Annotated in this window: 16 protein-coding genes and 1 other annotated feature; of the genes, 14 read left to right on the top strand and 2 right to left on the bottom strand. The window is 40.6% G+C overall.

Annotated elements, in window-relative coordinates; all coding sequences use genetic code 11:
• Positions 1 to 34 precede the first annotated feature (34 nt).
• Positions 35 to 1,087 (top strand): aldose epimerase family protein, encoded by a 1,053-nt coding sequence (locus HNR43_RS05900; RefSeq protein ID WP_042895462.1) that lies wholly within the window; start codon positions 35 to 37, stop codon positions 1,085 to 1,087.
• A gap of 36 nt (positions 1,088 to 1,123) precedes the next feature.
• Here HNR43_RS05900 and sspI read toward each other — a convergent pair whose 3' ends face one another.
• Complete coding sequence (gene sspI, locus HNR43_RS05905) at positions 1,124 to 1,333, bottom strand: small acid-soluble spore protein SspI (RefSeq protein ID WP_032100298.1); 210 nt, start codon at positions 1,331 to 1,333, stop codon at positions 1,124 to 1,126.
• Between the two features lie 83 nt (positions 1,334 to 1,416).
• On the opposite strand from sspI, the gene msrA reads away from it, so the two are divergent.
• The 13 genes from msrA (at position 1,417) to HNR43_RS14270 (ending at position 12,999) form a co-directional block, all read left to right on the top strand.
• Positions 1,417 to 1,941: a peptide-methionine (S)-S-oxide reductase MsrA gene (msrA, locus tag HNR43_RS05910; protein WP_183242106.1), complete on the top strand. Its 525-nt coding sequence runs from the start codon at positions 1,417 to 1,419 to the stop codon at positions 1,939 to 1,941.
• A complete protein-coding gene (locus tag HNR43_RS05915) occupies positions 1,938 to 2,690 on the top strand; it encodes a TrmH family RNA methyltransferase (protein ID WP_183242109.1) in 753 nt (250 codons plus the stop codon). The genes msrA and HNR43_RS05915 overlap by 4 nt, the downstream gene beginning before the upstream one ends.
• A gap of 57 nt (positions 2,691 to 2,747) precedes the next feature.
• Positions 2,748 to 2,983 (top strand) — a binding site (T-box leader).
• Positions 2,984 to 3,031: 48 nt separating this feature from the next.
• Positions 3,032 to 4,066: a phenylalanine--tRNA ligase subunit alpha gene (gene pheS, locus HNR43_RS05920; RefSeq protein ID WP_183242111.1), complete on the top strand. Its 1,035-nt coding sequence runs from the start codon at positions 3,032 to 3,034 to the stop codon at positions 4,064 to 4,066.
• 16 nt (positions 4,067 to 4,082) lie between these two features.
• Positions 4,083 to 6,497 (top strand): phenylalanine--tRNA ligase subunit beta, encoded by a 2,415-nt coding sequence (pheT, locus tag HNR43_RS05925; protein ID WP_183242113.1) that lies wholly within the window; start codon positions 4,083 to 4,085, stop codon positions 6,495 to 6,497.
• Positions 6,498 to 6,645: 148 nt separating this feature from the next.
• Positions 6,646 to 7,143, top strand: a complete 498-nt coding sequence (locus HNR43_RS05930; protein ID WP_042895469.1) for a hypothetical protein — start codon at positions 6,646 to 6,648, stop codon at positions 7,141 to 7,143.
• A 118-nt stretch (positions 7,144 to 7,261) separates the two neighbouring features.
• Entirely contained in the window at positions 7,262 to 8,155 is an 894-nt protein-coding gene (locus HNR43_RS05935) for a polyprenyl synthetase family protein (protein ID WP_183242114.1), read from the top strand.
• A gap of 18 nt (positions 8,156 to 8,173) precedes the next feature.
• Positions 8,174 to 8,329 (top strand): competence pheromone ComX, encoded by a 156-nt coding sequence (gene comX / locus HNR43_RS05940; protein WP_183242144.1) that lies wholly within the window; start codon positions 8,174 to 8,176, stop codon positions 8,327 to 8,329.
• A 6-nt stretch (positions 8,330 to 8,335) separates the two neighbouring features.
• Positions 8,336 to 10,594 (top strand): ATP-binding protein, encoded by a 2,259-nt coding sequence (locus HNR43_RS05945; RefSeq protein ID WP_183242116.1) that lies wholly within the window; start codon positions 8,336 to 8,338, stop codon positions 10,592 to 10,594.
• Positions 10,595 to 10,615: 21 nt separating this feature from the next.
• On the top strand, positions 10,616 to 11,287 hold the full coding sequence (locus HNR43_RS05950) for a response regulator transcription factor (RefSeq protein ID WP_183242118.1): 672 nt from the start codon (positions 10,616 to 10,618) through the stop codon (positions 11,285 to 11,287).
• Positions 11,288 to 11,542: 255 nt separating this feature from the next.
• Positions 11,543 to 11,707 (top strand): hypothetical protein, encoded by a 165-nt coding sequence (locus HNR43_RS05955; RefSeq protein ID WP_183242120.1) that lies wholly within the window; start codon positions 11,543 to 11,545, stop codon positions 11,705 to 11,707.
• Between the two features lie 180 nt (positions 11,708 to 11,887).
• Positions 11,888 to 12,226 carry a hypothetical protein gene (locus HNR43_RS05960; protein WP_183242122.1) on the top strand — a complete coding sequence of 113 codons (339 nt, stop codon included), beginning with the start codon at positions 11,888 to 11,890 and terminating at the stop codon, positions 12,224 to 12,226.
• A gap of 200 nt (positions 12,227 to 12,426) precedes the next feature.
• Positions 12,427 to 12,810: a hypothetical protein gene (locus tag HNR43_RS05965; protein ID WP_183242123.1), complete on the top strand. Its 384-nt coding sequence runs from the start codon at positions 12,427 to 12,429 to the stop codon at positions 12,808 to 12,810.
• Positions 12,811 to 12,864: 54 nt separating this feature from the next.
• Positions 12,865 to 12,999 (top strand): hypothetical protein, encoded by a 135-nt coding sequence (locus HNR43_RS14270; protein ID WP_281380355.1) that lies wholly within the window; start codon positions 12,865 to 12,867, stop codon positions 12,997 to 12,999.
• Here HNR43_RS14270 and HNR43_RS05970 read toward each other — a convergent pair.
• Positions 12,956 to 13,120 (bottom strand): hypothetical protein, encoded by a 165-nt coding sequence (locus HNR43_RS05970; RefSeq protein ID WP_425486522.1) that lies wholly within the window; start codon positions 13,118 to 13,120, stop codon positions 12,956 to 12,958. The genes HNR43_RS14270 and HNR43_RS05970 overlap by 44 nt on opposite strands.
• Positions 13,121 to 13,258 lie beyond the last annotated feature (138 nt).

A 13,258-nucleotide genomic window follows, 5' to 3' on the forward strand; every position in this document is an offset into this window, starting at 1 on the left:
TATTTCTTTTAAAACGTTCAAAAGGGGAATAAACATGAGACTTGTACAAGAACAACGAACAAAAATAAATGATCAACCGATTATCGCGTTTACGCTTACAAATGATCATGGAATGGAAATCACTTGTTTAAACTATGGTTGTATTATTACAAACATACTCGTGCCTGATAAAAACGGAAACTATGAAAATATTGTTTTAGCATTTGATGATTTTTCTTCTTATTTGACAAACCGTCCATATTTAGGAGCTGTCATCGGGAGGGTAGCAGGAAGAATAAAAAATAGTTGTTTTGAATTAAATGGGAAAACATATAAGCTGTATGCAAATGAAAACAAAAACCATCTACATGGTGGAGAGAAAGGCTTTCATCATGTTATTTGGCAAGCAGCAGGATTCTCAAAAAAAGAAGAAGTCGGTGTACGTTTTTCACATCGAAGTATTGATGGAGAAGAAGGATATCCAGGAAATGTTAATGTACAAGTCACATATACGCTAAATAATCAAAATGAGTTCATCATTTCTTACCATGCCATTTCGGATCAAGACACTCCGCTTACATTAACAAATCATACGTACTTTAATTTAAGCGGTAATGCAAAAAGAGATATTTTGCAACATGAATTAAAAATAAAAAGTGACCGCTTTTTACCGTTAGATCATAAATTTATCCCGACTGGAGAAATAAAAGATGTAGCGGGTACACTTTTTGATTTACGTCAAGGAAAAGTGCTAAAAGAAGTCATCGATTCAACAGATCCGCAAATTTTTCTCGTTGGTCAAGGATACGATCATCCATTTATACTCAATACCCATCATGATGAAGAAATTGTTTTATGCGACAGGGAAAGTGGGCGAACATTGATTGTCGAAACAGACGAACCAGCGGTAGTTGTGTACACAGGGAATCAGCTTCCTAATGAAGAAACGATAAACGGTATACCACCGCGAAAATATTTAGGCATTTGTTTAGAAACACAAGCGTTACCAGATGCGGTACATCATCCCCATTTTCCATCTTGCATATTGAGAGCAGGAGAAGTGTATTCATCGACAACAAAATATGCATTTCGTTTGTCACATGAATAGGGGGCAATAATGTAAAAATAGCCTTCAACGCGAAGGCTATTTTTTTACGGCTTCTTCTAATGTAGCAAGCATTGATTGTTTTTGTTCCTCTGTTGCGTGATTCCATAACGCTTCAAATAAAACGCCAAGACCAGGTAAATATTTTTCTTCGCCTTGTTGAATCGCATCGACGATCGTATGTTCTAATTGGTCTTTTGAGCTGTTTGCGACGTTTGCCATGACGGCACCACGTAAATTAAAGTCCATTTGATTCACTCCATTCTTTATGTATTGCGTACGTAGTTTTTGCTATAATGATAATTACTATTCATCAAAGAGGAGAGAGGAAAATGGAAAAAGCAACATTTGCGGGCGGATGTTTTTGGTGCATGGTCACTCCGTTTGAAGAACTTGATGGCATTTACGGCATTGTTTCTGGATACACAGGTGGTCATGTCGAACATCCGACGTACGAACAAGTGAAAACAGGAACGACAGGACATTACGAAGCAGTGCAAATTACGTTTGATCCAGATGTGTTTCCGTACGAAAAATTGTTAGAGTTATATTGGTGTCAAATTGATCCGACGGATGACGGTGGACAATTTCACGATCGTGGTCCACAATATCGAACAGCGATTTTTTATCATAATGAGCGACAAAAAATGTTAGCTGAACAGTCGAAGAAACAATTAGAAGAAAGCGGACGTTTTTCTAAGCCGATTGTGACGGAAATTTTACCGGCGACAACGTTTTATCCAGCAGAAGACTATCATCAAAATTACCATAAAAAAAATCCAAAACATTACAAAGAAGATCGTGCGGCATCTGGACGTGATGAATTTATCGCAAAACATTGGGGGAACAACGAGTGAAACGAATTGAATCACCGAAAAATGAGCGAGTGAAGCAATGGAAAAAGCTTTTAACGAAAAAAGGACGCGACAAAACTAATCTGTTTCTCATTGAAGGATTTCATTTAGTCGAAGAGGCAATCAAAAGTGGCGTTCATATTGAAGAAATCATCATCGCTGAACATGCGACTATTCCAGCAAGCTGGAACGTTGCGCATATTCCGATGACGATCGTGACAAATGACGTGATGAAAGCAATTAGCGATACAGAAACACCGCAAGGCATCGCAGCAGTATGTAAACAACTGCATTGGAACATTGATGATATACAAACGGCGTTGTTCATTGATGCCGTACAAGATCCGGGAAATGTAGGGACGATCATTCGCACCGCAGATGCCGCTGGAATAGACGCTGTTGTTGTCGGAGAAGGAAGCGCAGATATATACAATGCAAAAGTGATTCGTGCCACGCAAGGTTCGGTATTTCATTTCCCTGTTATAAAAGGAGACATCGGGCAATGGATCGCCCGCTTTCAAAACAAGCATATCCCTATTTATGGAACATCACTTCAAAATGGGGTAGACTATCGTTCTGTACCTCCTTCTTCATCGTTTGCATTAATTGTTGGAAATGAAGGAAGTGGAGTAAGCGATAAGTGGCTACAACAGACGGCAACAAATTTATATGTGCCGATTTACGGGAAGGCAGAATCGTTAAACGTAGCCGTTGCAACAGGGATTTTACTTTACCATTTGCAGAAAAAATAAACGCAACCTTGCACGTTATTCCCCATTTGCTTATAATAAATGAAGAATTTCATCATACAAAAAACGATGATCGAGAAGAGTAGCTTGCCGATCGCCATTCAGGGAGAAAACGCCATAGACTGCGAGCGTTTTTATGGTTGAAGCAAGTGAATTCACCTCGGGAGTTGGCGCTTGGACCATTTTGCGCATGCAAAATGTAAAGGCGTTCCGGTGTAGACCGTTATCTGAATGGAGTGAGCTATGCTGATTGCATAGCTAACAAGGGTGGTACCGCGAGTGCACTCGTCCCTTACTTAAGGGGCGAGTTTTTTATTTTTATACATAACAAGGGAGGGTATTTCATGAAAGAGCGGTTACAACAGCTTCAACAAGAAGCACTTGAAAAAATTGAACAGGCAAATGATTTAAAAGCGCTCAATGACGTGCGCGTCGCATATCTTGGCAAAAAAAGCCCAATTACAGAAGTGCTACGCGGGATGGGGGCGCTATCGCCTGAAGAGCGTCCAATTATGGGAGCGCTTGTCAACGATGTGCGTGAAGCGATTCAACGAGCGTTAGAGGCAAAGCAAGCAACGCTTGAACAAGAAGAAGTCGAGAAAAAGTTGGCGTCTGAAGCGATTGACGTGACACTTCCGGGGCGTCCGATTAGACGCGGCAACCATCATCCGTTAACGCGCGTCATTGAAGAAATTGAAGATTTATTTATTGGCATGGGCTATACGATTGCTGAAGGTCCAGAAGTAGAGCAAGATTATTACAACTTTGAAGCGCTCAATTTGCCAAAAGGTCATCCGGCGCGTGATATGCAAGATTCGTTTTATATCACTGAGGAGATTTTGTTGCGCACGCATACGTCACCCGTGCAAGCAAGAACGATGGAAAAACATGAAGGGCGCGGTCCTGTAAAAATCATTTGCCCAGGAAAAGTGTATCGCCGCGACAACGATGACGCAACACATTCCCATCAATTTACACAAATCGAAGGGCTTGTTGTAGACGAAAACGTTCGCATGAGCGATTTAAAAGGAACGTTACGTGAATTTGCGCGCAAAATGTTTGGCGAAGATCGTGACATCCGCTTCCGCCCAAGCTTTTTCCCATTTACAGAACCGTCTGTTGAAGTCGACGTTTCATGTGCAAATTGCGGCGGGCACGGCTGCAACGTATGTAAAGGAACAGGTTGGATTGAAATTTTAGGGGCGGGGATGGTTCATCCGAACGTACTCGAAATGGCAGGATTTGATTCGAAAAAATATACAGGCTTTGCGTTCGGTATGGGTCCGGAGCGCATTGCAATGTTAAAATACGGCATTGATGATATTCGTCATTTTTATCAAAACGACATTCGTTTCTTACAACAATTTAATCGAGTGTAAAAGGGAGGGGTTGGCGATGTTCGTTTCATACAAATGGCTACAACAATATGTTGATTTAACAGGTATTACAGCAAAAGAATTAGCCGATCGCATCACGAAAGCAGGTATTGAAGTTGAAAGCGTCGAGGTGCGCAATAAAGGAATACAAGGTGTCGTCATCGGACATGTACTTGAGCGTGAACAACATCCGAACGCTGATAAATTAAGCAAATGTCTTGTCGATATTGGCGAAGGGGAGCCGGTGCAAATTATTTGCGGGGCGCCGAACGTCGCAAAAGGACAAAAGGTTGCCGTTGCGAAAGTTGGTGCGGTATTACCTGGCAATTTCAAAATTAAACGCGCCAAATTGCGCGGTGAGGAATCGAACGGCATGATTTGTTCGTTACAAGAACTTGGCGTGGAATCAAAATTAGTGCCGAAAGAATACGCTGATGGCATTTTCGTTTTCCCAAGCGATGCGCCGGTCGGAGCTGATGCGTTAGAACTACTTTACTTGGATGACGAAGTGTTAGAATTAGGATTAACCCCAAACCGTGCCGATTGTTTAAGTATGATTGGCGTTGCTTATGAAGTAGCGGCTATTTTAGGACGGAGCGTGAAGTTGCCGGCAATCGAACTTCACGAAAACAATGAAAGTGTTCATGACTATATTTCTGTACGTGTCGATGCACCAGAAGACAATCCGTTATATGCGGGACGTATTGTGAAAAACGTGAAAATTGGTCCATCTCCGCTTTGGATGCAAGCGCGTTTAATGGCAGCCGGCATTCGACCGCATAATAACGTTGTTGATATTACGAACTATATTTTACTTGAGTACGGCCAGCCGCTTCATGCGTTTGATTACGACCGCCTCGGTTCAAAAGAAATTGTCGTTCGCCGCGCGAAAGCAGGTGAAACGATCGAGACGCTCGACGATGTAGAGCGGACGCTGACAGAAGATCATCTTGTCATTACAAACGGCAAAGAGCCTGTCGCTTTAGCCGGTGTGATGGGCGGCGCGAACTCGGAAGTATGTGATGAAACAGTAAACGTATTTATTGAAGCGGCATATTTTAACGGGGCGACGATTCGCCAAGCGGTCAAAGATCACGGATTGCGCAGCGAGTCGAGCACACGCTTTGAAAAAGGCATTGACCCAGCGCGCACGAAAGAAGCGCTTGACCGCGCAGCTGCGTTAATGGCGGAATATGCTAGCGGCGAAGTCGTTGGCGGCGTTGTCGAAGTCAACACGCTAACAAAAAAAGAAGTCGTCGTTACGATTACGTTAGATCGTATCAATCGCGTGCTTGGCACAACAATTACGAAAGAAGAAGTGGGAGGCATTTTAACGAACTTGCAATTTACATTCACAGAAGATAACGGGACGTTTACGATTGCTGTTCCATCGCGCCGCCGCGATATTGCGATTGAAGAAGACATCATTGAAGAAGTGGCGCGTTTATACGGATACGATCATTTGCCAGCAACATTGCCGATCGGCGAGGCAAAGCCTGGGAAACTCACGCCATATCAAGCAAAGCGTCGCCACGTGCGCCGTTATTTAGAAGATGCGGGCTTGTTCCAAGCGATTACGTACTCGCTTACAAACGAAGCAAAAGCGACGATGTTTGCGCTTGAAACAGCGCAACCGATCCGTCTTGCTCTTCCGATGAGCGAAGAGCGTAGCGTCTTACGACAAAGCTTAGTACCGCACTTATTGGAAGCAGCAAGCTACAACCGTGCTCGCCAAGTCGAAAACGTTGCCCTATACGAAATCGGCTCGGTATATTTAGCTAACGGCGAGAACGAATTGCCAAACGAAAAAGAACGTCTCGCGGGCGTTTTGACAGGCGTATGGCACGTCCATTTATGGCAAGGGGAGAAAAAAGCAGTTGACTTCTATGTCGTTAAAGGAATTTTAGATGGTTTGTTTGCGTTGCTAGGATTAGAGAATCGTATCGAATATAAGCAAGCAAAACGCGAGCACCTTCATCCAGGGCGTACAGCAGAAATTTTATTAGATCATAAGACAATCGGCTTTGTCGGTCAGCTTCATCCGAACGTGCAAAAACAATTTGATTTGAAAGAAACGTATGTATTTGAGTTAGATCTTGAAGCGTTATTAAAAGCGGAAGTAGCCGACATTCGCTATACGGCGATTCCACGCTTCCCGTCGATTACGCGCGACATTGCTCTTGTTGTTGATGAGCATATCGTCGCGGGTGAGTTGCAAAAAGCGATTATCGCAGCGGGCGGCGAACTATTGAAAGACGTATCGATTTTCGATGTCTACAAAGGCGACCGTCTTCCAGACGGGAAAAAATCGCTCGCCTTCTCGCTCCGTTACTACGACCCAGAGCGGACATTAACAGATGAAGAAGTCACAAACGTTCACGAACAAGTGATTAAAGCGGTCGAACAACAATTCGGCGCCACATTGCGCGGATAAGACGAATCCCCCATCTAATGCATAAGCATTGGATGGGGGTTTTTATGTCCTTGTCGGATCGGTGAGGGCGTTTTTTGTCTAGTCCGCCAAAATTGGCGGGCGAACCGTCAAAAAATGGCGGGTCCGACACTATGTTGGCGGTGAAGAAGTGGAAAAAGTGAAGTATAATCAAGCTATCAAAACGAAGGGAGGAATTTTTAAAATGATTCGTCAATTGATCAATATAGCAGCAACGGTAATGCTTGTTGGAGGAGTTTTATTTGGCATAGGAAAAGATTCGTTGGCAACTTCGAATCATAATTCCTTAAAAGAATCAGGGACGATTACGCCTCAATCGATTGCCTCAAAGACAAAAACAACAACGATCCAAGTTGGACAAACCGTTCAAACTTTGTATGTGACAGGAACTTTTGAAACTCAGTATAGTGATGTCCATAAAAGACAGCTGTTTTCGGGAGTTAAATCGATCTCCTCAAAAGTGTCTGGCAGTGGGACGTGGACACAGACAGGATATAATGCGGAATTAATTGATGGTGGTCGCACATATGTCATTACTGTGTCCGGGAAATATTCCTATCATGGTGCAACATATACGATTTCAACAAGTATAGAATTTTATTGTAATGCTAATCGTTCTATCGGATAGCAAGCGATACAAAAGACTTGTCACAATCTTGGACAAGTCTTTTTATTTTTCATGAAGGAATTTCATTGAACTTGTCGAATATTCCCTATTTGTAAATATTTGTGTAAGGTGCGATAGGATGAGTGAAAAAGAAAAAATAGCGAAGCAAATGAAAGAAATCTTGGAACAATTTATGTCGGAACCGCAACTGAAAGCACACATGCTCGTGGCAATTGAGGAACATATGAAAGAGAGCGATTTAGTTTTTGGTCGATTAGCCTATTTGCACTATAACATGTTTTCAAAACAAGAACATCCCTTCATTTCTATCGCCGCAGCTGTTGAATTGATCGTGCTTGCTGGCGATTTACTTGATGATGTAGTCGATCAAGATCGGTTAAAAGATGATGCGATTACCGTACATACTGCGATTGGGTTTTTGTTATTAGGTCAGCAAGTAATTGCTCATTCACACATTGCTGATGAAAAGAAATTAAAAGCACTGTCATATGTTACGTCTTGCTTGCTTCAGGGTGTACATGGACAACAACTCGATGTGGAGTGTGACGTACAGACAGAAGCAGAATATACAAAAATGGTAGAGAAAAAATCAGGCTCTCTTGTTGCGATGGCTTGTGTCATCGGAGCATTATTAGCAGGGAAAGAGGACATCGCAGCGATTGAAACATATGCTCGCTACATCGGTATTGCAGCACAAATCGACAATGATCTTGATGCGCTATACAACTGGGATAAAAAAGCGGATATTCAAGCAAAGAAAAAGTCACTTCCGATTTTGTATATGCTCGAAAGCAAGCACGATAACTTATGGAAGCAGTATTTCAACAACGATATAGACTACGAGCGGATGTATGTCCAAAAAGAAAAAGCGCTTCAGCAAATGGAACAGGAAGGAGCGATTTACTATGCGAAAGTGATGAGCCAAATTTACAAGGAAAAAGCGTGGCAAGAAATCGAAAAACTAGATGTAGATGATAAGCATAAATCCGCACTGAAAACAATGATTTTGTAATGTTGGAGGGGAATTGTGATGCAACAAATCATTCGTTTTTTAGTCGAACATCCGGAAATCGTCGAAAAATTACAAAATGGTACAGTGAGCTTAATTGGTTTAAGTGAGTTAGAGGGAAAAGCGGTGATAAAGGCGTTTAGCGAATCGATTCATCCGCTTAGATATTGGATGTAGATCACAATGAAACGACCAGTCATCGCGATGATTGTTGCTTCGATTTTAGCGCTATATTTAACTGTTTTAAATGTGAATCACCCATTGATCGGCATGGATGTAGTAGAAAACAAGAATGGTGATATGATTGTTAACGACCTTTACGAGTTTGGCTGGGCAAAAAAACATGGGATTCATATTCATGATCAAGTGTTAAAAGTAGATGGAAAGCCTCCGCTCTCCCATTTTACTGTACGGGAATACAAAACAATTGAACAAGCGAAAACAATAACGATTCAGAGAGAAAATCAAATCCAAACATTGACGGTTGACCATCAAGCGCATGGAACGGAACAGTGGTTGTATTATATTATTTTGCCGACGGGTTTTTTTCTATTCGCTGTTCGTTTAAGCGTGTTTTTGCTTCGTTTGCGGCCAGATGATAACTCGGCGACCGTGCTGATTTACTTGTTGTTATCGGCAGGGCTTTGTTATATTAGTGCCAGCTTATCAGCGAAACATGCGTCGTTTGGAAGGCAAATATTCAGCGGTGTATTTTTCATGCTGCCTCCGCTATTTTTGCATTTTGTTTACAACTATTTTGAAAAAGAAAAGAAGATATGGTTTGCGAAAAAAATCGTCTTTTCCCTTTATGGGTTTAACGTTGTGATGTTTATTATTTCACTGATGTCTATACGGTTTCGTTCGATAAGTGAAACGGAAGTGCTATTGACGGCATTTTTTATCAACGTGGTTACCATTTTTGCTTTGTTAGGAAAAGGATTCGTTGTTCTAAAAAAAGATGAACAGCAACATACGATAAAAGGAATTGTATTTGCAATTAGTTTATCGACGATTCCATTTCTTTTCTTTTATGTTCTTCCTATGCTAGTAATGAAAAAATGGATATTGCCAGCGGAATTAACGGTTAGCTTTCTTTTCGCCTTACCGATCGCTTTCTTTTATTTAATGGCAACAGATCAACTGTTTCAACTGCCATTTTCCATCGGGCGGTTGAAGTATCTCGGTTTGTTCGCATTATTCCCATCTTTTTTTATAATGCTTGTGTACAATCAATGGATCCATCGCTCTAGCAAATGGGCTGAACTTGTTGTTTTATTTTCTGTCGTTTACATCATCGTCCTTTCTACTTTTTACATAAAAGAATGGTTAGACCGCAAATGGCGGACAAAATTACGGATGCAAAAACATTTTTATGAAGAGAGTTTGTATCGCATAAGTGAACAACTGAAAAAACAGCGTACAGTAGAAGGAGCCATGTATTGTTTGGAAAAGGAATTGCAAGAAATTTTGGATGTGGAAAAAATAGAGGTAATGCAGTCCATAAACGAACCGCTTTCTTTTGAGTACAATGAAGCACATTGGGCGAATATCGTCCAAAAAATAAATGGTGCTCCACTTTCGATTGGTCGCGTCATTGAACATCGCTCCTTATTTGTCGTGTTTATCGGTTCGTTTCATGAGACATCTTTATGGTTAGTAGGGAAAAAGAAACGACCTCTTTCCTTTCGCACCGATCAAAAAGACTGGCTATCTACCATTGTTTATTATACGAGCATGACGATGGAAAACATGTTAAAAGTGGAGGAGTTATTGAAAGAGTTAGAACGCTTAAAAGAAAAAAAACATTCGGTTTCGTTTACTCGGTTGATGTTCCAATGGTCAGAAAGGGAAAGAAAAAAACTTGCAATCGATTTGCATGATGCATTGCTTCAAGATTTAATTTTGTTAAGAAGAAAAGTGGAAAACTTGCTTGTTCAACCTATGTGCGTGGAAGATATGCAAAAACAGCTAAACGATATTGAAGAGGAAATCCTCGATGTCATTGATGTAACAAGAGAAATATGCCATGAATTAAGACCGCCATTTTTGAGTCAAATGGGACTAAAACAAGCCATCACACAGCTTATTGACCGATTTCATTTACGTACGAATATAAAAGTAAAATGGAATGTTCACATACCAGTCCAATTAGGAGAAGAGCAGGAGCTAGTCATCTATCGGATTATACAAGAATTACTAAACAATGCGGCGAAACATTCTCAAGCATCAACGATCCACCTCGTATTGGATGCGCAAGATGAGACTGTTCAACTTCGTTATGTAGACGATGGAATAGGAATAGAGATGGAAAAATTAAATGATCATCATGGTAATTTAGGATTATTTGGAATAAAAGAGCGTGTGCAAGGATTAGGTGGAGCATGCAAAATCGATTCATCGCATGGATCTGGATTAGAGATAACGGTCACCATCCCATTATAGACGTATGGAAAGGAGAGAAGCATGGCTCGTATTTTAATCGTCGACGATCATCTTCTTGTTTGTGAAGGTACGAAAAATGTGCTTGAATGTGAAGGGGATTTTCAAGTAGACATTACGACATCTGCGAGCGAAGCAGAACAAATGATCGAGCAACGTGCGTATGATGTATGTTTACTTGACTGGTGTATGCCGGATATGAGCGGTATCGAATTGAGTAAACGAATTCTCGAAAAACAGCCGAATGCGAAAGTTGTCATCTATACCGGATATGATATTGTTCCTTTTTTAAATTATTTCATTGAATCAGGCATTACAGGCTTTGTCAGTAAAACCGCATCAAGTGAGCAATTAATTACAGCGATTCGCTGTGCGTTACGAGATGAGGCAGTCATTCCTGTGCATGTATTGCGACAGTTGCGGCTTTTCGAAGTGAAAGCCAGGACGGGAGAAGAAGTGGAGCATATCGCGCTCGACATGTTTGAACAAAATATATTGATAGAGGTTGCCAACGGTTTAAGCAATAAAGAGATTGCAAGAAAGCACTGCATGAGCCAGCGGAGCCTAGAAAGACAGCTATCGCGTATTTTTTTAAAATTGCGTGTATCTTCTCGGATAGAAGCAGTGGAAAAAGCAAAACAATTAGGGCTCATTCCAGAGCATTATATGTTGTTAACGTCCTCATCGGATGGATGAGGGCGTTTTTTCTAGTCCGCCAAAATTGGCGGGCGTACCGTCAAAAAATGGCGGGGTTCCGACACAAGTTGGCGGTGAAGAAGAAAGAAAGTAGGAGTATAATTCGGGTAGTGTCAAAAAATCTATGAAAAGACCTTTTTGAATTCCTTTTTAAGGTATTCAAAGAGGATGATGGCATCGGATTCGCCCTTGACCAACACTCGCCAAAGGAGAGAAACGGTCAGTAAGGGCATGGAGGGGAAAGGAGGAAGCCGAATGAATCGATATCAGAAATCAGAAAATTGCCATAGGAGTAATGTTGTTCGTGCCGTTGATTTTCTTAGTCATTTCCTTATTGACAAACAGGTGGGGATTTTTCCTTTGGAGTTTGGCACCAAGCTTTGTCGTGGGGATGACGGGATTTTTCGTAGCAAAAGATAAATAACACGCATATGTTGTACACCTAGCTCTCTTGTTCATTTTCTTAATATTAAGATTTTTTAGTGCTTTGAATCCGTATAATGAATTTTTAAAGGGAGAGGAACAATGCATAATATTCGTAGTGCTAGTTCTCAACTAGCACTACGAGTTCATTTATCTATTATGTGAGGTGTTCTTAACATGCATCGGCATCTGCCTTTGGAAGAAGAAGTGATGAACATGTTAATTGTTGGTTTTTCCACAATAATGCTCATTGCAATTATTACAGTAATTTTTCTTTGGAGAAGGAATCGAGCACAAAGAGCAGCATTTCTTTGGATTTTCGTGCATTTTGTATCGTTCTCTAGTGCAGTATACTTGGCATTAAAAGCCATTTCTTTTGGCATTAATCATCCCATGTCGTCAGAAGAAATTTCCCTTCTTTTAGGTGAATCAGGGGCATTATGGGCAGGAAGTATGATTTGTCTGTTAGTTGGTATTTTTAAACTTTCAAAAGTAACGAAGGACGATAAAAAATAAGGTTCTGTAGTTGGACAATTTTCACTACTTTGTAACACACTATTTCAGAACTAATTTCTTAAAATTATGAATAAAAAATATTGGAAGCACGGTCATCGTCTTGTGGCATACGGAACATCGATAACGAGCAATCCAAATCCGATAAGCTTCTTGCCCCACTAACAACAAGAGTATAATTTTAAAAAATTAGGAGTGAAATGATGTTCAATCCAGAACTTTATTTTTATTATATTTTGCTACCTGCTCTTTTAGTTTTTACTCATTTGTTCCATAAAAGAACAAAAGATTTATCTAAAACACTCCTTATTACAATTACTGCACTTTTTTTCGTATCCGTAGTTTGCAGTATTAGTTTAGCACTTAATTATTATCAATCGCTGAAGCCAAATACAGAGGGTATTGGAATTTCAAATGTGGTCGCATATTGGTTACTAGGGGAGGATGCTTGGGCACCAGCGTGGACTATTCAACTATTTAAAAAGGCTTATTCCATTTCCTTATGGATTACACTTATTTTGCTTGGCTTCCTCATAATTCTTTTATTCATGAAAAGAAAACAAAACAAAACGAAAGACACGAACTGAAAATATTGGTTATCAAATTTTTAAAGCTCATTCTGTTTTTAATGCGGTGACATGGTGGACGCTCCAAAAACGCGACGTCGCGGCTTAAACGATAAAAAGAAAAAGGCTGCCCAATTCGCTTGTTATGCGGTTATTGGCTTCCTTTTTATTGAAAAAATAATCGCTTCGCCTCGAGAGAAAAATCCGTAAATAGGAAAGATATAATTGTGTCATTTTCTCCAAATGCCTCTCTTTTTTTAAAAAAACCATCCTCCAATCCAAATACTTCAACTGTTTTATACAAAGGATCAACAATCCAATACTCTTGCACATGAAACTGTTCATATAGCTTAAATTTTTCGTTTCGATCTTTTTGTTTTTGTCAATAATAAATTGAGCCAGAGCGATCACTTCAAAAGTGAGCCACTTTTAGAATCAGAGTTCCCATAAATGGGAGAGGGTGGGTGTT

Origin of the sequence: Anoxybacillus mongoliensis (genome assembly GCF_014201515.1) — a bacterium.
Classification (GTDB): Bacteria; Bacillota; Bacilli; order Bacillales; family Anoxybacillaceae; genus Anoxybacillus; species Anoxybacillus mongoliensis.

Bases quoted from the DNA above. Each gene is read 5' to 3' on its own strand.
- HNR43_RS05900 (WP_042895462.1), top strand. From the start codon at position 35: ATGAGACTTGTACAAGAACAACGAACAAAAATAAATGATCAACCGATT.
- sspI (WP_032100298.1), bottom strand. From the start codon at position 1,333: ATGGACTTTAATTTACGTGGTGCCGTCATGGCAAACGTCGCAAACAGC.
- msrA (WP_183242106.1), top strand. From the start codon at position 1,417: ATGGAAAAAGCAACATTTGCGGGCGGATGTTTTTGGTGCATGGTCACT.
- pheS (WP_183242111.1), top strand. From the start codon at position 3,032: ATGAAAGAGCGGTTACAACAGCTTCAACAAGAAGCACTTGAAAAAATT.
- pheT (WP_183242113.1), top strand. From the start codon at position 4,083: ATGTTCGTTTCATACAAATGGCTACAACAATATGTTGATTTAACAGGT.
- HNR43_RS05935 (WP_183242114.1), top strand. From the start codon at position 7,262: ATGAGTGAAAAAGAAAAAATAGCGAAGCAAATGAAAGAAATCTTGGAA.
- comX (WP_183242144.1), top strand. From the start codon at position 8,174: ATGCAACAAATCATTCGTTTTTTAGTCGAACATCCGGAAATCGTCGAA.
- HNR43_RS05945 (WP_183242116.1), top strand. From the start codon at position 8,336: ATGAAACGACCAGTCATCGCGATGATTGTTGCTTCGATTTTAGCGCTA.
- HNR43_RS05950 (WP_183242118.1), top strand. From the start codon at position 10,616: ATGGCTCGTATTTTAATCGTCGACGATCATCTTCTTGTTTGTGAAGGT.
- HNR43_RS05955 (WP_183242120.1), top strand. From the start codon at position 11,543: ATGAATCGATATCAGAAATCAGAAAATTGCCATAGGAGTAATGTTGTT.
- HNR43_RS05960 (WP_183242122.1), top strand. From the start codon at position 11,888: ATGCATCGGCATCTGCCTTTGGAAGAAGAAGTGATGAACATGTTAATT.
- HNR43_RS05965 (WP_183242123.1), top strand. From the start codon at position 12,427: ATGTTCAATCCAGAACTTTATTTTTATTATATTTTGCTACCTGCTCTT.